This is a genomic window from Acidovorax sp. SUPP950 (genome assembly GCF_030158935.1).
Lineage (GTDB): Bacteria > Pseudomonadota > Gammaproteobacteria > Burkholderiales > Burkholderiaceae_C > Paracidovorax.
The window spans coordinates 650,804-671,828 of the sequence record NZ_BQXE01000003.1 but is presented as its reverse complement, the minus strand read 5'-3'; the positions used below and the strand labels follow the sequence as shown (position 1 = coordinate 671,828).

The following is a 21,025-nucleotide window of genomic DNA, read 5'->3' as shown; positions in this document are numbered from 1 at the left end:
CCTGCGAGGTCAGTCGAGCTGGATCTTGGCATAGGCGGCCACTTTCTTCATCTTGTCGATCTCCCGCACGATCTGCTGCGAGAAGTCCGCGGGCGAGGTGCCCGAAGCATAGAGTCCCTGCCCGGCCAGGCGCTCGCGCACCGCCGGTTCGCGCAGGGCCGCGGCCACGGCCTGCTGCACGCGCAGCACGGCGGCGGCGGGGGTGGACACCGGCGCCACCAGGCCGAACCACGAGGGCTCGTTGGCCTGGGGAAAGCCCAGCTGCGCATAGGTGGGCACCTCGGGCAGCACGTCCAGCCGCTCGGGCCAGGACACGGCCAGGGCCTTGAGCTTGCCGGATTTGACGTGCGGCAGCGACGAGGCCACCTGGTCGAAATACACCGGCACCTGCCCGCCCACCACGTCGTTGATCGCCGGACCGGCACCGCGGTAGGGAATGTGCACCATGGAAGTGCCCGTGCTGCTCTTGAACAGCTCGCCCCACATGTGGCCGATGGTGCCGTTGCCCGGCGTGGCGTAGGACACCTTGCCGGGGTTGGCCTTGAGGTACTTCACCAGCTCGGCAAAGTCCTTGACTGGCAGGACCTTGGGGTTGACCACGATCACCCCGGGGGCCTTGACGATCTCGGTCACGCCGGCGAAGTCCTTGACGGGGTCGTAGGGCAGCTTGGAGAACACGGCCGGGTTCACGCCGTGGGTGGACAGCGTGGCCACGCCCAGCGTGAGCCCGTCGCCCGCGGCGCGCCCCACCTCGGCCATGCCGATGGAGCCGCCGGCGCCGGCGCGGTTCTCGATCACCACGGGCTGGCCCAGCAGGCGCTGCAGCGGCTCCTGCAGGGCGCGGCCGGCGATGTCGGTGGCGCCGCCGGGCGGGAACGGCACGATGATGCGCAGGGGCTTGTCCTGCGCGAAAGACATTCCAGGAAGGACAGTTGCGGCAGCCACGGCTGCGATCCATTGACGGCGTTGCATGGAGATTTTCCTCGGAAGATGGACAGAGATTACCGAACTCGGTGCCCATTGAAAAGCAATTGATGTGCCTGTTAATATTCCATTTGAGAATGTTTTAAGAACCTGAACGCCATGTCCTTGCGCCGCCTCAATCCCCCGCTGCACCTGCTGCGGGCCTTTTGCACGGTAGCGCGTTTCGGCGGTGTCTCCCGCGCGGCCGAGGCCCTGCACCTGACGCAGAGCGCGGTCAGCAAGCAGGTGCAGGAACTGGAGCGCTGGGTAGGCATCGCCCTGTTCGAGCGCAGCCGCAAGCGCCTGACCCTCACCCCCGCCGGCGAACGCTACGAAAAGGCGGTGCGCTCGCTGCTTGCCCGGCTGGAGGCGGCCACGCTGGAGCTCATCACCAGCAGCGACGGCGGCGGCGCACTGCACCTGTCCGCCCTGCCCACCTTCGCCGCCAAGTGGCTGATCCCGCGGCTGCCGCAGTTCCAGCACCAGCACCCGCAGATCACGCTGCATTTCGTGCCCTTCGTGCACGGCTACGACTTCGCCAACCCCGACCTGGACTGCTCCATCCTCTTCGGCGACGGCCACTGGCCCGGCGCCCGCGCGCACTACCTGGCCGGCAACGACGTCGCGCTGATCGCACCGCCCGCCGGCGCGGGCGACGCCGCGCCCCTTCGGACCCCGCGCGACGTGGTGCGCAGCGCCCTGCTGCGCCATGTGTCGGTGCCCGACGCGTGGGAGCGCTGGAGCGAGGTCCACGGCGTGCCCGGGCTCGATGCGCTGGCCGGCCCGCAGTTCGACCAGTTCGAAAGCATGATCCGCGCCGTCTCGGTGGGCATGGGCGTCGCCCTGGTGCCGCGCTGCCTGGTGCACGACGAGATCGCCGCGGGCGTGGTGGCCGAGCCCCTGGCCCAGGGCGGCTACGCCAGCGCGCTGGGCTACTGGTTCTGCTACCCCGAGGCCCGAGCGCAGCTGGCCACGCTGGACCGGTTCCGCCAATGGCTGCTGGACTCGGCGGCGGGTCCGCACGCTGCGCAGGCGGGCTGAAACCGCCCCGCGCGGGGGTTTGAGCAAAAACGGCGCCATGCCCTAGTACTAATTGCCCCTTTTGCTATACAAAATATAGCAACTACTGCTTTCTGCGCCATGGGCCGGCGCCCCCCACCGCCGCACCACCTACCCAATCGGGTAGTGGCGCCCCCCGCCGCACGCATGCTGCAATCCCACCTTGACCCGGGCACACACCGGGCGGGAGGAACGATGAAAACCACGGGAACACCGGCAGGGAAAGCCACGCACGACAATGGCATCCGGTTCATTGCGCAGCGGGAATCCAACGCCAGAACCTACGCGCGCACCTTCGACCGCATGATGGCGCGCGGCAGCCTCTCCAGGGTCTGGGACGTGGAGGGGCGCGAATACATCGACCTGCTGGCCTGCGCCGGCGCCCTGCCGCTGGGCCACAACCACCCGCAGGTGATGGAGCAGGTGCAGTCCTTCCTGCAGTCGGGCCACATCCTCCAGGGGCTGGACATCGCGACCCCGGCCAAGCTGGAATTCCTCGAGCAACTGTTCCAGACCCTGCCCGCGTCCTTCGCGGACGAGGCTCGCATCCAGTTCTGCGGTCCCACCGGGTCGGACGCCGTGGAAGCGGCCCTGAAGCTCTTTCGGATCGCCACCGGGCGCCAGAGCGTCATCGCCTTCCACGGCGGCTACCACGGCATGACCTCCGGCTCGCTGGCGCTCATGGGCAACCTCGGCCCGAAGAACCCCTTGCCAGGCCTGCCGGGCCATACGCACTTCTTCCCCTACCCCTCGGACCGCCGCTGCCCGTTCGGCGTGGGCGGCACCCAGGGCGAAGACCTGTCGCTGCAGTACCTGGACAACGTGCTGCGCGACCCGGAAAGCGGCATCACCCAGCCGGCGCTGGTCATCCTGGAAGCGGTCCAGGGCGAGGGTGGCTGCATTCCCGCATCGCCCCGCTGGCTCAGGAAGCTCCGCGAGATCACGCACCGCCACGGCATCCCCCTGGTCATCGATGAAGTGCAGACCGGCTTCGGCCGCACGGGGACCATGTTCGCGTACGAGGCGGCGAACATCGTTCCCGACGCCGTCGTACTGTCCAAGGCCCTGGGCGGCGGTTTCCCGCTGGCCGTGCTGGCCTACCACCGCCGCTACGACCAGTGGCTGCCCGGCGCCCACGCCGGCACGTTCCGCGGCAACCAGATCGGCCTGGTGGCGGGCGCGGCCACCATGCAGATCCTGCGCGACCAGGACCTTCCCCAGCGCGCCGCATCGCGCGGCGCCTACCTGCAACGCAAGCTGCGGGAGCTGGCAGAGGACCTGCCCTGCATCGGCGACATCCGCGGCCGCGGCCTCATGGTGGGGGCCGAGGTCATCTCGGCACCCGAGGCCGGCACACCCGGCGTGCTGGACGGCGCGCTCGCCAAGGCGATCAAGCGCGAGTGCTTCCTGCAAGGCGTGATCGTCGAGACCGGCGGGCGCCACGGGGCCGTGATGCGGTTCCTGCCCGCGCTCACCATCACCGAGCCGGAGATCGACGAGGCCATGGGCCGCATCCGCAACGCCATCGAACGCTGCCTCGAACGCGATGCCGTGACGGCCTGAGCCCCACACCACCGCCTTTCCCAACCTTCATGCCAGGAGACGAGACCTTGGATTTCAAGAAGCAACACTACGCACGCTTCAACGTGCCCCCGCTGTCCGAACAGGCCATGCGCGAATTCGACACGCTGGCGTTCGACCCCTACACCGGTGGCAAGCAGCGGTACCGCCGCTTCTCGCAGTTCAAGATCGGCTTCGAGGGCGGCGAGTGGCGCACCGAATTGCTGCCCCACCGCCCCTTCATCCAGTCGAAGAACTACAACGGCGTGGTCGGCGGCGTGCAGCGCCAGTTCGAGCCCATCCGCTTCGACCCCACGCCGCAGGTGGCGGCGGGCGCGATCGCAGCGCAGCTCGATACCCGGCAGGTGTTTCAGATCAACGTGCACCAGGTGCGCGTGGTCGCCAACGCGGACATCCCGGGCGTGACCGTGCCCGAAGGCCCCCACCGTGACGGCCACGACTTCGTGATGAATGCCATCTTCGCGCGGCACAACATCACCGGCGGGGTCAGCCAGCTCATGCCCACGGGCGGCGGCCCGTGCTTCTTCGAAGACATCCTGCAGGAGAACGAAGCCATCATCGTGGCCGACGACCGGATGTGGCACAACGCCACGCACATCCTGCCCAAGACCGAGGCCGGCGGCCACCGCGACATCCTGATCATCTCGTTCAACGCCTGGGAGCGCAGGCGCTACGGCGAAGAATTCGAGCGCCGGCAAGGGGCCATCGCCATCGACGAGGCCGTGCCCGCCTGATGCCGCAGCCGGTCCCTGCCCCATGACGCCCGTCTCCGGCAAGCGCCCGCTCACGGCCTTGCTGTGGGCGATCAACCTGTCGTCGATCTCTGCCAGCGTGCTGGTGTACATCTATCTGGCGCACCATGCGCTGCGCGATCTGGACAGCCTCCTGGTTTCGGAGTTCGTCCTCTTCGCGCCCATGGTGGTGCCGGTGCTGCTGGCGTTCCAGCTGAACCAGGTGACGGGCCGGATGGAAGTGCGCCGGCTACTGCGCCTGGCCAACGTGGCAGCCGCCGCGGCGTGCCTGGCGCTGTTCCTGGCCACCGACCTGGGGCCGGGCATGGTGCTGCTGGGCGCCACGGTGATCGGCGCGCTGGATGCCGTGCAGCGGGTGGCCCGCATCGTCGTCATCAAGCGGTATTTTTCGCCCGAAGAAGTGCGGTTCACCGTGCCCCTGACGCTGACCGCGCAGTTCATCGCCGGGGCCGTGGCGGGCGCCATCCTGGCGTTCTTTCCCACCCAGATTTCAGCGATGGGCGCGGCCATCGCCACCACGGCGCTCTTCGCCTGCGCGGCACTATGCACCTGGCTGATACCGCCCGCAGCCACCACCACGGAGGCACCGGCCGCACCAGCCAGCCTGTGGCAGGGGCTGCGCATGCTGCGGGACATTGCGCCACTGCGCCAGGCCATGGTCAGCTTCGTGCTGCTGGGCGCCTTCTTCCAGGGCTTCTACAACATCTCGCGGGTGGCACTGCCGGCGCACCACCTCGGCCTGTCGCAGCAATACGTCGGGCTGCTGCAGATCGTCGCCAGCCTGGCGGCGGTGGCGGGCGCGCTGTACTTCTACGTGCAGAGCCGGCGAGGCCATGCATTCCACCTGCGCTACATCTACCCGGCCTGCGCGGCGGCGATGGTGGGCGCCTGCCTGTGGCATTCACCGGCCGTGAGCTACCCGCTCTACTTCGCCTACTTCTTCCTGTTCGAGCTGGCATTCTTCCGGCTGCAGGCGGACATCATGGCCGCCACGCCCCAGGACCAGATGCCGGTGGTCGCCACCCTGCAGTACGCCCTGGTGTACGCCGGCATGATGCTCGCCATCTTTTTCGGGGCCTTCTCGGTCCAGTGGTTCGGCATGCCGATCACGGCGGCGCTCTTCGCGGCGGGCTTCGGCCTGGCTCACCTTCTGCGGCGACTGGCAGCGGACCGCGTGCCGCCGGCGCCCTCCCTTGAAAGAAACCAATGACCGAACGACACGTCGTCTTCGTGGACAGCACCCTGTCCGGATTGCTGGCCTTCGAAACCGCGAAGAAGCTGGGATGCCGGGCCACCCTGATCGAGCCGCTCGATTCGTCGTTCCTTGCCATCTCGACCCGGGACCGCAGCCGCATCGACCCCCACCTGGTGCACCTGGACGAGCATCGGACCGTGCCCACGATCGCGGTGGACGCGCTGCTGGCCGAACTGCGGGACATCGCCGCGCGGCATCCTATCCACGCGCTCGTCACCACCTCGGAGGCGGCCATCCTGCCCGTGGCCGAGGCGGCGCATGCCCTGGGCCTGCCCACGCCGGCACCGCAGGCGCTGCGGGACGCGGTATTCAAGGACCGCTGCCGCCACGCGCTGGCCCGCGCGGGCCTGCGCGTTCCCCATTACGAGGTGCTGACCGAGGCGCAGCTGCTGGCCGGCCAGGGCCGAACCCTCCGCGCGCCGCTGGTGGTCAAGCCGACGCGGGGCTTCGGCAAGCAGTTCTCGGCGGTCTGCCAAACCGAGGCGCAGTGGGATGCCTTCGTCGCGGCGCTGGCACGCGAGCGCGCCGCGTCGGACCCGATGGTCAACCAGATCGTCAACCACCACTACATCGTCGAGGAGTACGTGACGGGTTCGCTGCATTCGACCGAGGTCATCCTGAAGAATGGCCGCATGCAGTGCTTTGCCACCACCACACGCTACCGCTCACGGCACAACGACCTGCTGGAAATGGGGTACTCGATGCCCTCCGGGCTCGCGCCGCGCCAGGCCCGGCGGCTGGAGAAATACGTGGGCGACGTGTGCCGGTGCCTGGGCCTGGACTTCGGCCTCTTTCACGTGGAAACGCTGGACGCGGAGGACGGCCCGTGCCTGGTGGAGGTCAACGGCCGCATGATGGGCGGCGTGGGCCCGCAGGTGTACCAGGCCCTGTCCGGGCGCGACGCCTTCGACCTGCTCTTGCGCACCTACCTGGGCGAAGCGGTCGAGACCGACCCCCAGGCCATGGACGGGGCCGCGACCGTGGTGCTCATCGGGGCGAAGAACGAAGGCGTGGTGTCTTGTGCCTTCACCCAGGACCGCCTGGACGCCCTGCTGGCGCGCCACGGCATTTCGTTTTGCACGCTGCGCCTGGCGGCCGGCATGCCGCTGCGGCGCTTCGACGGCAATGTCTCGGTGCTGGGGCATGCGATCGTGCACGGTCCCGATCCGCGGGCCTCGGCGGTGCGGGGCGATGCGTTCCTGCGCGACCTGGATGCGCTGCTGGGTGTGGAGCTGGCGAAGTACCTCGAAGCCCCGGGCCACATCGGTGCGCTGGACCCCGCAGCCCTGCTCGCCACCCTTTGAATGAAACGGGGCCGGCCGGACCGGGCCCGCCCCGCCCGTCACTCCCCGCGCACCTCGGCCACCATGCGTTCGAGCCGCGCGGCATCGACGACCACCAGCGCGCGGCCGTCCTTTTGCAGCACGCCGGCCTTGACCAGCACGCCCAGTTCGCGCGTGACCTGCTCGCGGTTGGTGCTGATCTGGCTGGCCAGTTCGGCGTGGGCAGGCGCGGGCTCGATGCGGGCCTGGTTGCCCTGCACGCCCGCCGCGCGCGCCAGGCGCAGCAACTCGGCATGCAGGCGGTTGTGCACGCCCAGGGTGCTCAGGTCGATCACGCGGTCGGACAACTGGCGCACCAGCGAGGCCAGGTAATGCATCACCCGCTGCCCGACCAGGGGCTCGTCGCGCAGCAGGGCCAGGAACCCTTCGCGCGAGAGGCTGGCCACCAGGGTGGCGTCCAGCGTCACGACGTCGGCCGAGCGCGGGCCGCCGTCGATGGCCGCGATCACGCCGATGTGCTCGCCCGGTTCGCAGTCGCGGAAGGTGACCTGCCGGCCGCTGGCCGAATAGGTGGTGATGCGCAGGCGCCCCGCCACCAGGAAGAACACGTCGCCGCCCTCGGCCGCGCGCGACAGCAGCGGCTTGCGCGCCGGCAGCTGGTGCCAGTCGCACTGCTGCGCCAGCCGGTCCAGGCACGCATCGCCCAACCCCTCGAACAAGGGAATGCGGCGCAGGGCGAGGCTGGAGCGGGCGGGGGGAGCGTTCATGCGGGCAAAGGCCGTGGCCAGAAAAGGAAAAAGGAGGGCCAGCGCGGCGCCAGGGCATGCGGGGAGGCCGGCGGGCCCCACCGGGTGCCGCATTATGCTCAGCGCCGCCCTGGCGAATGGCCGGGCGGATTCCATCGACCCACCACACGCCTTCTACCGTGCCCGCGCCCCTGCCCCCGCTGACCCTGCCCTCCCAGCGCAACCTGCGCTGGGCCAGCGGCGTGGTCCTGTGGCTCTATGTGGCGCTGCACCTGGCCACGCACGCCACCGGGCTGGTGTCGCTGGCCGCGGCCGAAGCCACGCGGCGTGCCGTGCATGGCGCCTGGGCCACGCTGCCGGGCACCGTGCTGCTCTATGGCGCGGTGGCCGTTCACCTGGCCATGGCGGGCGCCGCCGTGTGGCAGCGCCGCAGCCTGCGCATGCCGGCCGTGGAGGCGCTGCGCCTGCTGCTCGGGCTGCTGCTGCCGCTGCTGCTGGCGGCGCATTTCTCGGGCACGCGCTACCTGGGCGAAATCGACGGGCTGGAACCCTCCTACGTGCGCATCGTGCGGGCCATCTGGAGCCCGGAGGGGCTCTGGCTGCAACTGGCGCTGCTGCTGGCGGCCTGGACGCACGGCTGCCTGGGCCTGCACCTGGCGCTGCGCATCCGAGCCCGGTGGCAGCGCCTGCAGCCGGTGCTGCTGGCCGCCGCCGTGCTGCTGCCCGTGCTGGCGGCGCTCGGCGTGGTGTCCATGGGCCGCGAGATCGCCTGGGCGGCGCTGGGCGCCCCCTCGCCGTCCGCGTCGGCTGCCCAGGCATCGCGCGCACTGGCCGGGGGCCTGCGCACCGGCTGGATCGCGCTGGTGGCGGCGCTGCTGCTGGCGCGCTGGGCCTTCGGCGCCCTGCGCGAGCGCGGGGGCCGGGGGCGCATCAGCCTGCGCTACCCCGACCGCACGGTGCAGGTGCCGCGCGGCTTCAGCGTGCTGGAGGCCAGCCGGGAGCACGGCATCGGCCACCTCTCGGTGTGTGGCGGCCGGGCGCGCTGCTCCACCTGCCGCGTGCGCGTGCAAGGCCCGGCCGAGCACCTGCCCGCCCCCCGGCGCGACGAGCGGCGTACGCTGCAGCGCGTGAACGCCCCGCCCGGCGTGCGGCTGGCCTGCCAGCTGCGCCCGCGCGGCGACATCGCGGTGACGCCGCTGTTCCAGCCCGGCGCGGCGGCCGCGGCCCGGCCCCTGGGGCGCGAGCGCCAGGTCGCCGTGCTGTTCGTGGACCTGCGGCGCTGGTCGGGCCTGGCCGAGCGGCAGTGGCCCTTCGACCTGGCCTGGGTGCTGGACCAGTATTTCGACCGGGTGGGCGCCGCGGTGCGCGACAGCGGCGGCCTGGCCAACCAGTTCATCGGCGACAGCGTGATGGCGATCTTCGGGCTGGACACCGACCTGCCCACCGCCTGCGCCCAGGCAGTGCGCGCGGCCGCCCTCATCGAGCAGCGCATGGACGCCTGGGGCGCCTCGTTCACCGACCAGTTCGGGCAGCCGCTGGACTTCGGCATGGGTTTGCACGCCGGCACGGTGGCGGTGGGCGAGGTGGGCTTTCAGGACACGACCACGTTCACGGCCGTGGGCGAGGTCGTCAACACCGCCAGCCGCCTGCAGGACCATTCGAAGGTGGTGGCCGCCCGGCTCGTGCTGTCGCTGGAGGCCGCGCGCCTGGCGGGCGTGGCCGATGCGCTGGGCCCGCCCGAGCCCGTCACCGTGCGCGGCCGCTCCGCGCCGCTGCAGGTGCTGTACGTGGCCCATCCCGCTCGGCAGTGGGGGGAGCCGCGCTTTGGTGGCGGCGCGCCATCACCTGCATCGGCAGGCCTGCGGCCCGATCCGCAGTGAACGTGAACGCTATGGGATTGGATTGGCGATTACTCGAAACAAGGCACGCAATCGCCCATCATCCACGGACCGGCTGATCTGGCGTCAAGGGCGTGCTGCTGACGCCGGCAGCTGGTGGCTCCGTTATTTCTTCTTGCCTTGGTCGTAATGCCACTTGATGGCTAAAAACATGCCCGTGCCGAGCACGATCACCTTGAACACGATGAAGACGATAGGGAACCAATCCATCTCTGATTATTTCCTGGCGGTTATTTGAAGATATTGACCGTGAGGTGCATGACCTCAAAGTGCCAAATCAGCAGTTTTGTTTTTAAACCATTGCCGAATTCCACTTCGATTGTTGCAGTTGGCATCGCAAACGAGTGGTGCATATCACTGGACATTTTGTCCCACGGACGAGGGGCGGGCGTGCTGGACGCATGCGCGCCTGAGAGCGCCGAGTCTGTTTGAGAGCCGCCTTTTTGCGCCTTTTGTCCGGGCGTGCCACCTCGCCGCGCTCCCAAGCGTTTCAAGACGTTTTTCGGCGCGCAATTCCCGATCCGGCCACCGGCGTAACGCGATGTTGCAGTGCGGCATTTTTCCCTCGGAAGCGCGGCCCTGTCGGACGCGGCGGCGGCCCTGGGCGCACGGGCCGGTAGGCGACAGACCTACACAAAACTGTGCGTTTTCGCACAGACCTGGCGGGTCCGGCGGCGCAAACTGGCTTCCATGCAGACGCAATCCGGCGCTGCAGTCCAGTTGAATCGATCCCAAGGAAGGAATCACTACCATGAACCGCAAACACCTCATCGCCATTGCCGCCATCGCCTTTGCCGGTGCCGCCTCCGCCGCCCCCGTGTCGCAGGAAGACCAGTTCGGCGCCCAGCCCGTCGAGCAGGGCCAGCCGCTGACCCGCGCTGAAGTCGTGGCCGACCTGAACCTGTGGAACCGCGCCGGCCTGAACCAGTTCGAAGCCGCCGACCGCACGCCCGATGCCGATCCCGCCTACCAGATGCGTCTGGCCCAGTACCAGCGCGAGCGCAGCGGCCCCGAGTACCTGGCCGAAGTCCAGCGCGTCGGCGGCGGCCACAACGTCGCCGGCATGGCCTCCAGCACCACGATGAACTGATGCCCCGCGCATCCCGGCGCGCCCACGGCGCGCCACACCCCCGAGCCCCCGTGCGAGAAGCACCGGGGCTTTTTTCATGGGCGGCGCTTTTTATCCCGCCCTGCACCGATGCATTTTCGCTGTGCGTTTACGCACATACCGGGCCCGGCGAAACGCCGAAACTGGCAGTCAGGCAGGCACCCAGCACTGCCCTTTGTCACCCCTGTTTTGAAGCCCAAGGAACGCACACCATGAACACCCAGCACCTGATCGCCATTGCCACCATCGCCTTCGCCGGCGCCACCGTGTCCGCCGCCCACGCCGCGCCATCGCAGGAAGATCGCTTCGGCGACGAGCCCGTGGCCACCCGCAGCACGCTCACGCGCGCCGCCGTGGAGGCCGACACCCGCCTGTGGCAGCGCGCCGGGCTGGGCCAGGCCAACGAGGGCGACCGCTCCGAAGCGGTGGACGAAGCCAGCCCGCAGCGCCTGGCCGAATACCAGCGCCTGCGCAGCGGCAGCGCCTTCCAGGCCGAACTGCGCCGGGCCCAGGGCGCCCAGCCGGTGGCTGGTGCCGAAGCCAGCGAAACCAGCCACTGAGCAGGCGTTGCGCCACCGGCACGCCGCGGCGCGCGGCCGCTCAGGGCGGCGGCAGCGGCGGATGGGCGGGAAACTGCACGCTGAACCGGGCGCCCGGCGGCACCTGGCCGGGGTGCGCGTCTTCCAGTTGCACGGTGGCGCTGTGCTGGCGCGCGATCTCCAGCACGATCGGCAGGCCCAGGCCCGAGCCGTCCGCGTCGTTGCCCAGCACGCGATAGAAGGGGCGGAACACCAGTTCGCGCTCGGCCAGCGGCACGCCGGGGCCCGAATCTTCGACCTGCAGCAGCAGCACGTGGCCGAAGGTGTCGGCCAGCACCCGCGCGGTGATGATCCCCGGCGCCCCGGGCCCCGAGGGCGTGTAGTTGATCGCGTTGTCCAGCAGGTTGCGCGCCAGCTCCTTGAGCAGCGTGGGATTGCCCTCCATCCACACGCCAGGCGCACCGGGCTCGGCGCCCTCGTACCCCAGGTCGATGTGCTTGTCCAGGGCACGCGGCACGCAGTCGCGCACCACCTCGATCACCAGCCGGGCCAGGTCCACCGGTTGCCGCGCCAGGGCCGTTCCACTGCCTTCCGCGCGGGCCAGGGCCAGCAGCTGGTTCACCGTGTGCGTGGCGCGGATGCTGGAGCGGCCGATCTGCTGCAGCGATCGCTTCAACTCCTCGGTGCTGGTGCCTTCGCGCTGCGCCAGGTCGGCCTGCATGCGCAGCCCGGCCAATGGCGTCTTGAGCTGGTGCGCCGCATCGGCCAGAAAGCGCTTTTGCGTGGCCAGCGAGTCGCTGAGCCGGCCCAGCAGGTCGTTCACCGAGTCCACCAACGGCGCCACTTCCAGCGGCACCGCCTTGTGGTCGAGCGGCGAAAGGTCGTCGGGCTTGCGGGCGCGGATGCGCTCCTCCAGCAGGCTCAAGGGCTGGATGCCGCGCGCCAGGGCCAGCCACACCAGCAGCACGGCCAGCGGCAGGATCACGAACTGCGGCAGCATCACGCCCTTGATGATTTCCGTGGCCAGCACGCTGCGCTTTTCGCGCGTCTCGGCCACCTGCACCAGCGCGGCCGGCGCGCCCGGCAGCGGCACCCGCACCCAGATGGACGCCACGCGGATCTCGATGCCGCGCAGTTCGGCATCGCGCAGGCGCACCTCGCCCGAGAGCGGACGCTCGTCCTCGGGCGGCGGCGGGCGCGGCAGGTCGCGCTCGCCCGAGAGGAACTCGCCCGTGGGCGAGACCACCTGGTAGTAAACGATGTCGGATTCGTCGGCACGCAGGATTTCGCTGGCCGGCTGCGGCAGGTTGAACTGCGCCTTGCCGCCCTGCACCGTGACCAGTTGGGCCAGGGCGTGGGCGTTGTACTCCAGCGCGCGGTCGAAGGGCTTGTTGGCCAGGCCCTGCGCCACCAGCCAGGTGAGCGCCAGGCTCACGGGCCACAGCAGCAGGAGCGGCGTGAGCATCCAGTCCAGGATCTCGCCGAAGAGGGAGCGCTGCTCGCGCTGGAAGATCTTCAAGACAGGACGCCGGTGGAGGGGTTCAAGCCAAAAGGGCCTTCAGCGCAATCATCACTAGGGCATACCGCTATTAAATCAATAGCATTCAGGTGGCGATCTTCTCAAGGCAGTAGCCCAGGCCGCGCACCGTGGCGATGCGGATCGGGCCGCGCTCGATCTTCTTGCGCAGGCGGTGGATGTACACCTCGATGGCGTTGTTGCTCACCTCTTCGCCCCACTCGCACAGGCGCTCGACCAGTTGTTCCTTGGACACCAGCCGGCCGGCGCGCTGCAACAGCACCTCCAGCAGGCCCAGTTCACGTGCCGACAGCTCCACCAGCTTGCCGTCGATGGTGGCCATGCGGCCGGCCTGGTCGTACACCAGCGGGCCGTGGCGGATGGCGCTGGTGGTGCCGCCCATGCCGCGCCGCGTGAGGGCGCGCACGCGCGCCTCGAGTTCCTGCAGGCTGAAGGGCTTGGCCATGTAGTCGTCGGCCCCGAAATCCAGGCCCTTGACGCGCTCTTCCACGCTGTCGGCGGCGGTGAGGATCAGCACCGGCAGGGCCGAGCCCCGTCCGCGCAGGCGCTTGAGCACCTCCAGCCCGTGCACGCGCGGCAGGCCCAGGTCCAGGATCAGCAGGTCGAACGCGTGGTTGGTCATCAGGGCCGCATCGGCTTCGCTGCCGCTGGACACGTGATCGACCGCTGCGCCGGAGCCGCGCAGGGTGCGCAGCAGCCCGTCGGCCAGCACCTGGTCGTCTTCGGCAATGAGGATGCGCATGGATTTGTCTCCTGGGAGCGCGGCCGGTGGCGTGGCCGCTGCGTTGGAGACCGATTCTAGAGGCCCATTCCGCCAGGCGGCGGGGGGAGCGCGTGGGGGAAATCCCGCGCCGCGCCCTCCCCGCTCAGATGGTGCTATGCCGGCAGGGGCAGCGTGCGGCCGTGGGCGGCGAGGCGCCCGGCCGGCTGCGGCACGGGCCGCGCGCGGGCCGCGGCCGAAGACGCGCCCGCCGTATGCGCCCCGTCGATCTTGAAGACCGACACCGCATCGACCAGCTGCTCGGCCTGCGACTTCAGGCTCGATGCCGCCGCCGCGCTTTCCTCGACCAGCGCGGCGTTCTGCTGCGTGACCTGGTCCATCTGCGCCACGGCCTCGCCCACCTGGCCGATGCCTTCGCTCTGCTCACGCGTGGCGATGCTCATCTCCGCCACGATGGTGGCCACCCGCTGGATGGACTGCACCACTTCCTTCATCGTGTCGCCCGCGCGGTTGGCCTGCGCCGAGCCCTCGCCGACGCGCTCCACGCTCGTGGCGATCAGGCCCTTGATCTCCTTGGCCGCATCGGCGCTGCGCTGGGCCAGCGTGCGCACCTCGGAGGCCACGACTGCAAAGCCGCGGCCCTGTTCGCCGGCGCGGGCGGCTTCCACCGCCGCATTGAGCGCCAGGATGTTGGTCTGGAACGCGATGCCGTCCACCACGCCGATGATGTCGGCGATGCGCTGGGAGGCGGCGTCGATGCTCTTCATCGTCTCGACCATCACCTCCACCGCGTCGCCGCTGCGCTGCGCCACCGTGGACGCGTCCGCCGCCAGCTGGCTGGCCTTCTGGGCGCCGTCGGCGTTCTGGCGCACGGTGGAGCTCAACTCCTCCATGGACGCGGCGGTCTCTTCCAGGGCCGAGGCCTGCTGTTCGGTGCGGGCCGACAGGTCCTGGTTGCCCTGCTCGATCTGCGAGCTGGCCGCGGCCACGCCTTCGGCGCTGCCGTGGACGGCACCGACCACGCTCGCCAGGCTGGCGCGCATGTCGCTCAGGGCCTGCATCAGCTGTGCGGACTCGTCCTTGCCGTGCACGGCGATGTCCATCGTCAGGTCGCCGGCGGCCACGCCCCGCGCCACTTCGACGGCCGAGGCCAGCGGCCGCGTGATGTGCCGCGTGATCCACCAGGCCAGGACCGAGGCGATCGCCACCGCAGCGATCAGCAGGGCCAGCAGCGTGGTCTGCGCACGGTGGAACGTGGCCACCGCATCGTCGTGCGCGGCGTCGCCGCCTCGGCGGTTCACGCGGGCCAGCTCGCCCAGCGTGGACGCCATGGCATCGAAGCCCTTTTCCGAATCGGTGAAGAAGATCCGCAGCGTTTCGTCGTGCGCCTGCAGTGGCTGGTCCAGCATGCGGCGCTGCACCGCGAGGTACTGGTCGCGCTGGGCCTGGTAGGCCTCGTAGCCCTTGCGCTCTTCGCCCGGATTGACCAGCGGCGCATACACAGCCTCGGCCTCCGCCAGTTGCTGGCGTCGCACCTTGAGCTCTTCCTTGAGCTTGTTCAGGTTGCTCTGGTCGGTCGGCAGGAAGGCCTCGCTCTCGGTGCGCCGCAGGCGGTTGGCGGCGATGCGCACGTTGCCGATGGCTTCGATGCTGGGCAGCCAGTTCGTGGCCAGGTCTTCGGCGCTGGCGTTGATGCGCAGCATCTGGCCCCAGGCCATCCAGGCCAGGGCGACGGTGATCAGCGTGGTGATGCTGAAGGCGAGCGCCAGTTTGGCGCCGATGCGGAGGTTGTGCAGGTTCATGATAAGTACCACCTATTGCGTTTGGTATCTCGATTAACTTTTAGATACCTTAGAAGAGGCTTAAATCGGAATCCGCAGCGTGAAAAATGGCAAAAATGCGATGTCATTTGTATCATTTTTGCAGATTTCAACCTGACAGCCCGTCGCCTTCCGCATACGCTTCCAGTCCGATCGCCACCACCGTGGCGACCTCGTCGCCCACCTCCATGCGGAATTCCGCCTCCGCCTGCGCCACCGCGTCGCGGAACGCCTGCAGCCACGCCAGGCCCGCGGCAGTGAAGCAGACGCGGCGCGCCCGGGCATCGCGCGGGTCGGGTTCCCGCACCACCAGGCCCCAGGCGACGCACTGGTCCACCAGATCGGCCATCGACTGCTTCGTCATGCCGGCCCGCTGCGCCAGATCGGTCAGCCGGTCGCCATCCAGCGAAAGGTGGCGCGTGATGTGGACGTGCGCCGCACTCACCTGATCGCGCGCCGCGAGGTTGGAAAGCGCCAGCGGCACTTCCACGTTGTGGGCCATGAGTTCGAGCACCCGCGCATCGAACCGGCGCATGGCATGCCCGAGCAGGCGGCCCAGGTGGGTCTGGCGCCAGCCATCGTCGAGGGGGGGAGAGGGTGGGGTTTCGGCCATGGCACATTGTCAGGGAAACTGACTTAAAACACCGTTTACGCGCTGAGACGGCTCGCATAAACTACTGTTCAAGCATCCAGCCTGTGACTACCCACAGCCGGACAGACACACCCCAACCCATTGTTTTTCAAGGACTTTCCATGGACTTCGCCGTCAAGGGGACCCACCCCGCCCAGCCCGTCAACACCGAAAAGGCCAAGGCCCTCCAGGCCGCGCTGGCCCAGATCGAAAAGCAGTTCGGCAAGGGCACGATCATGCGCCTGGGCGAAGGCGAGGTGATCGAGGACATCCAGGTCGTCTCCACCGGCTCGCTGGGCCTGGATATCGCGCTGGGCGTGGGCGGCCTGCCCCGCGGCCGCGTGGTCGAGATCTACGGCCCGGAATCGTCCGGCAAGACGACGCTCACGCTGCAGGTGATCGCCGAGATGCAAAAGCAGGGCGGCCAGTGCGCCTTCGTCGATGCCGAGCACGCGCTCGACGTGCAATACGCCCAGAAGCTCGGCGTGCAGCTGTCCGATCTGCTGATCAGCCAACCCGACACCGGCGAGCAGGCCCTGGAGATCGTGGACAGCCTCGTGCGTTCGGGCGCCGTGGACCTGATCGTGATCGACTCGGTCGCCGCGCTCACCCCCAAGGCCGAAATCGAAGGCGAAATGGGCGATGCGCTGCCCGGCCTGCAGGCCCGCCTGATGAGCCAGGCGCTGCGCAAGCTCACCGCCACCATCAAGAAGACCAACTGCATGGTCATCTTCATCAACCAGATCCGCATGAAGATCGGCGTGATGTTCGGCAGCCCCGAAACCACCACGGGCGGCAACGCGCTCAAGTTCTACGCCTCGGTGCGTTTGGACATCCGCCGCACCGGCACGATCAAGAAGGGCGACGAGGCCGTGGGCAACGAGACCAAGGTCAAGGTCGTGAAGAACAAGGTCAGCCCGCCGTTCAAGACGGCCGAGTTCGACATCCTGTTCGGCGAGGGCATCAGCCGCGAGGGCGAGATCATCGACATGGGCGTGAACGCGAAGATCATCGAAAAGAGCGGCGCCTGGTACGCCTACAACGGCGAGAAGATCGGCCAGGGCCGCGACAACTCGCGGGAGTTCCTGCGCGAGAACGCCGACCTCGCCCGCGAGATCGAGAACAAGGTGCGCGAGAGCCTGGGCATCGCCCTGCTGCCCGCCAGCCTGGAAGCCCCCGCCGCCGCCCCGGCCAAGGAAGCGGCCGAGAAGTAAGCCTTGGCCGATTGCAGGCCATGCCCGGCTCCAGCGCTTGATTGACAGGCGCTGGATGCTTCCACTTTCATAGCACCATGGGATTTGCGACGCTTTCGCTCAAGGGCCGGGCGCTGCGCCTGCTGGCACAGCGCGAACACTCCCGCGCCGAACTGGCCACCAAGCTGGCCCGCCACGTGCAGGAGGGCGACGACCTGAACGCCGTGCTCGACGACCTGCAGGCCAAGGATTTCATCAGCGCGCAGCGCGTGGCCGATTCGGTGGTGAACCGCCGCGCCGCCCGCCTGGGCACGCAGCGCCTGGTGCAGGAGCTGCGTGGCAAGGGACTGGACGACGCCCTGGTGCGCGCCACTGCGGAGCGCCTACGCGCCACCGAGCTGGAGCGCGCGCAGGCCGTGTGGCGCCAGCGCTTCGGCGCCCCGGGCGAGACGCCGCAGGAGCGCGCGCGCCAGATGCGCTTCATGGCCGCGCGGGGCTTTGCCGGCGACGTCGTGCGCCGCGTGGTGCGGGGCGACGGCAGCGGGGACGACGACGGCGATTGATGGCGCTGATTCCAGGCCCGCGCCGATCCTGGGCCTGCAAGGCCGGCCGGCTCAGTCCAGCAGTCGTTCCGGGTTGGCGTCGATCTTGGCCAGCGCGTCGCGCGTGGCCCGCATCGTGAGCGCTTCCTCTTCCTGCGCCACCAGCAGGCCGGACTGCAGGTAGGCGCCCAGGCGCTTGAGCTGCAGCAGGTAGCTGCTGCCATCGGGCGCGGCGAACAGGTGCAGCTGCTTGCGCTGGCTTTGCCACACGTACTGCACCTGCGCCGACGCGCCGTTGTGGTCCAGCGTGAACCAGGCCCCGGGCTGCAGCTCCTGCGCCCAGGCCACCATGCCCGGCTCCACGGGCGCGCCGTTGTCGGCGATCACGTGGATGGACGAGGCATCGATGCCCAGCATCAGCTCGATGTTGTCGGCGTTGAGCGGCATTTCGCCCAGCGTCGCATCGCTGATGTAGTCCTCCAGATTGGCCAGGCGGCGCGCCATGGCATCGATGTGCGCCTGCGGGATGGACGCCGTCTTGGACAGGAAGGCATCGGCCAGCGTGTCGGTCAGCACCTTCACCTGCGCATCCTGCTCCGGCCCGTTCACGCCGAGCAGCGCCAGGCCCTGGCGCAGGTGCTGCAGCAGCGGCGGCAGGCTCTGGATGACCTTGGCGCGGTCCGCCCGGTGGGGCTTGGCGCTGGCGGCCCAGACCAGATCGGCCGCCGTGCGCTTGAGTGCCACGGTGTCCGGATGCTGCGCGCCGTCGCGCACCGCCGACATGGCCAGCACCTCGGCCCAGGTCTTGAAGAGGAAATCGCGGATCTCCTCGCGCACCGGCATGTCCCGCAGCATGGTGCGCAGCTCGATCGTGTACTGGATGGCCAACGTCTCGCGCTGCTCGACCTGCTGCGCCACGCTGACGAGCTTGGAGGTGGCCTGCTTGGCGGTGAGGAACTTGGCCAGGAATTTCTCGAATTCGTCATAGACGAGCTGGAAGACACGCTGCCCGGTTTCGGGGTACTGCTCGATCACCTGCACCACGCGGCGGATCTCGCCTTCCAGCGCGCTGCCGTTGATGGCGGTGGCGTCGAACCCCATCACCACGCCGCCCAGGCGGTCGATCAGGCGGCGTGCCGGGTGGGCGACGTCGCTGAAGAATTCGGGTTCGGCCAGCGCCACGCGCAGCACCGGCACCTGCAGCCGCGCGAACCACACGCGCACGGCTGGCGGAATGCGGTCTTCGCTCAGGATGCTCTGGAACATCAGCGCCACCACCTCGATGATGGCTTTTTCGCCGGGGGTGGAGGCCTTGGCCTTCAGTTCGGTCGAGCGCTCGCGCACCGCGCCCACCAGCTGCACCACGGCGGCCGGGCTGTAGTCCTCGACCAGCGTGGCCACGCCGCTGTAGTACGTCTGTGCCTGCGCCCGGTGGGCCGACAGGGCCTGCGCCAGCGCGGCGGAGGCCGGCGGTGCGTTCACCATGTCAAAGCCCGTGGCAGGCTGTACCAGCAGGCGGCGCAATTGGCCCATCACGCCCTGCGCACGCTGGCGGGCGCGGGCCAGCGGCGTCATGAACGCCTGCATGCCGGCACCGAAAGCCGTTCCCTGCACGCCCATGCGCCCTGGCGGCACGCCGCCCTGGGACGGCATGCCGTGCATGCTCGCCTGGGCGGATTCCCGGGCGAAGGCCTGGGCCGATTGCTGCAGGGCCTGCGACGCCAGGCCCGCGGGGGAGGACGAGCCCCCCGCCGTGCGGCGCACCTTGGAGCGCAGGTCGTTGTCGGGCTTCACGCCCTGCTCGGTGCAGAACGCGTTGACGGACTGGTACTGGCGCAAGACCAGGTCGCCCAGCTGGCGCTGCAGGGGATCGATGGCGGTCTGCAGGTCGCCCCGCTCCATCCCCGCCTCGACCCACTGGTCGACGAACAGCAGGCAGACCGTTTCGGGGCGCAGGATGTCGCGGCCGTCCAGTTCCTGGCCTTCCAGGTGCTGAATGAACTGCCGCAGGGTGTCGAAGGCGTTGCCCGTGTGCTCCATCACCGTGAGCGCCATGCGCGAGGCGATGATCTGGTTCTCGACGACGTCGTCGCTGAGCAGCTCGAACCCGCCCCCGGCGGGCAGCGCCCCCCGGCTGGTGCTGACCAGCGGCAGCAGGGCCTCGGACAGGGCGCGGGCGCAGCCGCTGACCCAGGCCTGGTGGCGCTGCTGGTAGCGCATCCACAGGTCGCGGCGCGTCTGCATCTCGCGCTGCGTGGCCGTCAGGCCCATGAGCTGGGTCAGGAAATCCTGCAGTTCGTTGTCGAGGCCGGGCAGCCCCGCCACCAGGCCCTCCACGAACCGCTGCCGGGCCAGGCGGGCCAGGCGCCGGGGCGCGGTGGGAGGGCGGAGTTCTTCCATACGCCGTCGATTATGGGGCGCCCCGGGGCGTCGCGGTCAGACCGCTGCGCCGGCGTTCGGATCGTTCGGGTCGCCGTCCTTCTTGGGCGGCGCCTTCACCAGGTCTTCGCGCTTGACGCCCAGCCACATGGCGATGGCGGCCGCCACGAACACCGATGAATAGATGCCGAACAGAATCCCGATGGTCAGCGCCAGCGCGAAGTAGTGCAGACTGGGGCCGCCGAAGAAGAACATCGACAGCACCACGGCCTCCGTGGAGGCATGGGTGATGATCGTGCGGCTCATGGTGCTGGTGATCGCGTGGTCGATGACCTCGTGCGTGCTCATCTTGCGGTACTTGCGGAAGGCCTCGCGGATCCGGTCGAAGATCACGACCGACTCGTTCACCGAGTAGCCCAGCACGGCCAGCACCCCCGCCAGCACCGCCAGCGAGAACTCCCACTGGAAGAACGCGAAGAAGCCCAGGATGATCACCACGTCGTGCAGGTTGGCGATCACCGCCGCCACGCCGAACTTCCACTCGAAGCGGAATGCCAGGTAGATCACGATGCCGATCACCACCATGCCCAGCGCCATGAGGCCGCCGTGCACCAGTTCCTCGCCCACCTGCGGGCCCACGAACTCGGTGCGGCGCAGCGTGACGTCGGGGTCGGCCGCCTTGAGGGCGCCCAGGACCTGCTCGCTTTGCTGCGCCGAGGTCACGCCCTTTTGCACCGGCAGGCGGATCATCACGTCGCGCGCGGTGCCGAAGTTCTGCACGGTCACGTCGGAATAGCCCAGCCCGGACACGGTGCTGCGCACCTTGCCGATGTCGGCGCTCTGCGTATAGGCCACTTCCATGACTGTGCCGCCGGTGAACTCCACCGACAGGTGCAGCCCCCGCGTGATCAGGAAGAACACGGCCAGCGCGAAGGTGATGAAGGAGATCGCGTTGAGAACCAACGCGTACTTCATGAACGGGATGTCTTTTCGGATGCGGAAGAATTCCATGGTCCCT

19 protein-coding genes are annotated in these 21,025 nt (G+C 69.1%); 10 read left to right on the top strand and 9 right to left on the bottom strand.

What is annotated here, in order from left to right; genetic code table 11:
- Nucleotides 1-9: 9 nt before the first annotated feature.
- On the bottom strand, nucleotides 10-972 hold the full coding sequence (locus AVME950_RS16835; protein WP_284430689.1) for a Bug family tripartite tricarboxylate transporter substrate binding protein: 963 nt from the start codon (nucleotides 970-972) through the stop codon (nucleotides 10-12).
- 111 nt (nucleotides 973-1,083) lie between these two features.
- Here AVME950_RS16835 and AVME950_RS16830 point away from each other — a divergent pair, with 111 nt between their 5' ends.
- From AVME950_RS16830 to AVME950_RS16810, 5 genes are all read left to right on the top strand, one after another.
- Nucleotides 1,084-2,004, top strand: a complete 921-nt coding sequence (locus AVME950_RS16830; RefSeq protein WP_284430688.1) for a LysR substrate-binding domain-containing protein — start codon at nucleotides 1,084-1,086, stop codon at nucleotides 2,002-2,004.
- Between the two features lie 213 nt (nucleotides 2,005-2,217).
- The gene (locus AVME950_RS16825; protein WP_284430687.1) at nucleotides 2,218-3,585 is read left to right on the top strand and encodes a diaminobutyrate--2-oxoglutarate transaminase family protein; all 1,368 of its coding nucleotides are present in this window, start codon (nucleotides 2,218-2,220) and stop codon (nucleotides 3,583-3,585) included.
- Between the two features lie 47 nt (nucleotides 3,586-3,632).
- Complete coding sequence (locus AVME950_RS16820) at nucleotides 3,633-4,337, top strand: 2OG-Fe dioxygenase family protein (protein ID WP_284430686.1); 705 nt, start codon at nucleotides 3,633-3,635, stop codon at nucleotides 4,335-4,337.
- Between the two features lie 22 nt (nucleotides 4,338-4,359).
- Nucleotides 4,360-5,565 (top strand): MFS transporter, encoded by a 1,206-nt coding sequence (locus tag AVME950_RS16815; protein ID WP_284430685.1) that lies wholly within the window; start codon nucleotides 4,360-4,362, stop codon nucleotides 5,563-5,565.
- Nucleotides 5,562-6,914, top strand: coding sequence for an ATP-grasp domain-containing protein (locus AVME950_RS16810; RefSeq protein WP_284430684.1), 1,353 nt, complete (start codon nucleotides 5,562-5,564; stop codon nucleotides 6,912-6,914). The genes AVME950_RS16815 and AVME950_RS16810 overlap by 4 nt, the downstream gene beginning before the upstream one ends.
- Before the next feature lie 38 nt (nucleotides 6,915-6,952).
- Here AVME950_RS16810 and AVME950_RS16805 read toward each other — a convergent pair whose 3' ends face one another.
- Nucleotides 6,953-7,660 (bottom strand): Crp/Fnr family transcriptional regulator, encoded by a 708-nt coding sequence (locus AVME950_RS16805; RefSeq protein WP_284430683.1) that lies wholly within the window; start codon nucleotides 7,658-7,660, stop codon nucleotides 6,953-6,955.
- A 116-nt stretch (nucleotides 7,661-7,776) separates the two neighbouring features.
- Here AVME950_RS16805 and AVME950_RS16800 point away from each other — a divergent pair, with 116 nt between their 5' ends.
- The gene (locus AVME950_RS16800) at nucleotides 7,777-9,519 is read left to right on the top strand and encodes an adenylate/guanylate cyclase domain-containing protein (protein ID WP_502869418.1); all 1,743 of its coding nucleotides are present in this window, start codon (nucleotides 7,777-7,779) and stop codon (nucleotides 9,517-9,519) included.
- A 248-nt stretch (nucleotides 9,520-9,767) separates the two neighbouring features.
- Here AVME950_RS16800 and AVME950_RS16795 read toward each other — a convergent pair whose 3' ends face one another.
- Nucleotides 9,768-10,031 carry a hypothetical protein gene (locus AVME950_RS16795; protein ID WP_284430681.1) on the bottom strand — a complete coding sequence of 88 codons (264 nt, stop codon included), beginning with the start codon at nucleotides 10,029-10,031 and terminating at the stop codon, nucleotides 9,768-9,770.
- Nucleotides 10,032-10,288: 257 nt separating this feature from the next.
- Here AVME950_RS16795 and AVME950_RS16790 point away from each other — a divergent pair, with 257 nt between their 5' ends.
- Both AVME950_RS16790 and AVME950_RS16785 read left to right on the top strand, forming a co-directional pair.
- The gene (locus tag AVME950_RS16790; RefSeq protein ID WP_272566610.1) at nucleotides 10,289-10,627 is read left to right on the top strand and encodes a DUF4148 domain-containing protein; all 339 of its coding nucleotides are present in this window, start codon (nucleotides 10,289-10,291) and stop codon (nucleotides 10,625-10,627) included.
- 230 nt (nucleotides 10,628-10,857) lie between these two features.
- Nucleotides 10,858-11,205 (top strand): DUF4148 domain-containing protein, encoded by a 348-nt coding sequence (locus tag AVME950_RS16785; RefSeq protein ID WP_284430680.1) that lies wholly within the window; start codon nucleotides 10,858-10,860, stop codon nucleotides 11,203-11,205.
- Nucleotides 11,206-11,245: 40 nt separating this feature from the next.
- Here the strand turns inward: AVME950_RS16785 and AVME950_RS16780 are convergent, their stop codons facing one another.
- From AVME950_RS16780 to AVME950_RS16765, 4 genes are all read right to left on the bottom strand, one after another.
- Nucleotides 11,246-12,703: a sensor histidine kinase gene (locus tag AVME950_RS16780; protein ID WP_284430679.1), complete on the bottom strand. Its 1,458-nt coding sequence runs from the start codon at nucleotides 12,701-12,703 to the stop codon at nucleotides 11,246-11,248.
- An 85-nt stretch (nucleotides 12,704-12,788) separates the two neighbouring features.
- A complete protein-coding gene (locus AVME950_RS16775; protein WP_272566607.1) occupies nucleotides 12,789-13,463 on the bottom strand; it encodes a response regulator in 675 nt (224 codons plus the stop codon).
- Nucleotides 13,464-13,597: 134 nt separating this feature from the next.
- Nucleotides 13,598-15,244 (bottom strand): methyl-accepting chemotaxis protein, encoded by a 1,647-nt coding sequence (locus tag AVME950_RS16770; RefSeq protein ID WP_284430678.1) that lies wholly within the window; start codon nucleotides 15,242-15,244, stop codon nucleotides 13,598-13,600.
- Nucleotides 15,245-15,371: 127 nt separating this feature from the next.
- On the bottom strand, nucleotides 15,372-15,875 hold the full coding sequence (locus AVME950_RS16765; protein WP_284430677.1) for a MarR family winged helix-turn-helix transcriptional regulator: 504 nt from the start codon (nucleotides 15,873-15,875) through the stop codon (nucleotides 15,372-15,374).
- A 140-nt stretch (nucleotides 15,876-16,015) separates the two neighbouring features.
- On the opposite strand from AVME950_RS16765, the gene recA reads away from it, so the two are divergent.
- Nucleotides 16,016-17,107, top strand: a complete 1,092-nt coding sequence (gene recA / locus AVME950_RS16760) for a recombinase RecA (RefSeq protein ID WP_284400760.1) — start codon at nucleotides 16,016-16,018, stop codon at nucleotides 17,105-17,107.
- Nucleotides 17,108-17,184: 77 nt separating this feature from the next.
- Nucleotides 17,185-17,649 (top strand): recombination regulator RecX, encoded by a 465-nt coding sequence (gene recX, locus AVME950_RS16755; RefSeq protein ID WP_284430676.1) that lies wholly within the window; start codon nucleotides 17,185-17,187, stop codon nucleotides 17,647-17,649.
- Nucleotides 17,650-17,700: 51 nt separating this feature from the next.
- Here recX and AVME950_RS16750 read toward each other — a convergent pair whose 3' ends face one another.
- The gene (locus tag AVME950_RS16750; protein ID WP_284430675.1) at nucleotides 17,701-20,028 is read right to left on the bottom strand and encodes a DUF1631 family protein; all 2,328 of its coding nucleotides are present in this window, start codon (nucleotides 20,026-20,028) and stop codon (nucleotides 17,701-17,703) included.
- Between the two features lie 36 nt (nucleotides 20,029-20,064).
- Complete coding sequence (gene secF / locus AVME950_RS16745) at nucleotides 20,065-21,018, bottom strand: protein translocase subunit SecF (protein ID WP_272566599.1); 954 nt, start codon at nucleotides 21,016-21,018, stop codon at nucleotides 20,065-20,067.
- Nucleotides 21,019-21,025: the final 7 nt, after the last annotated feature.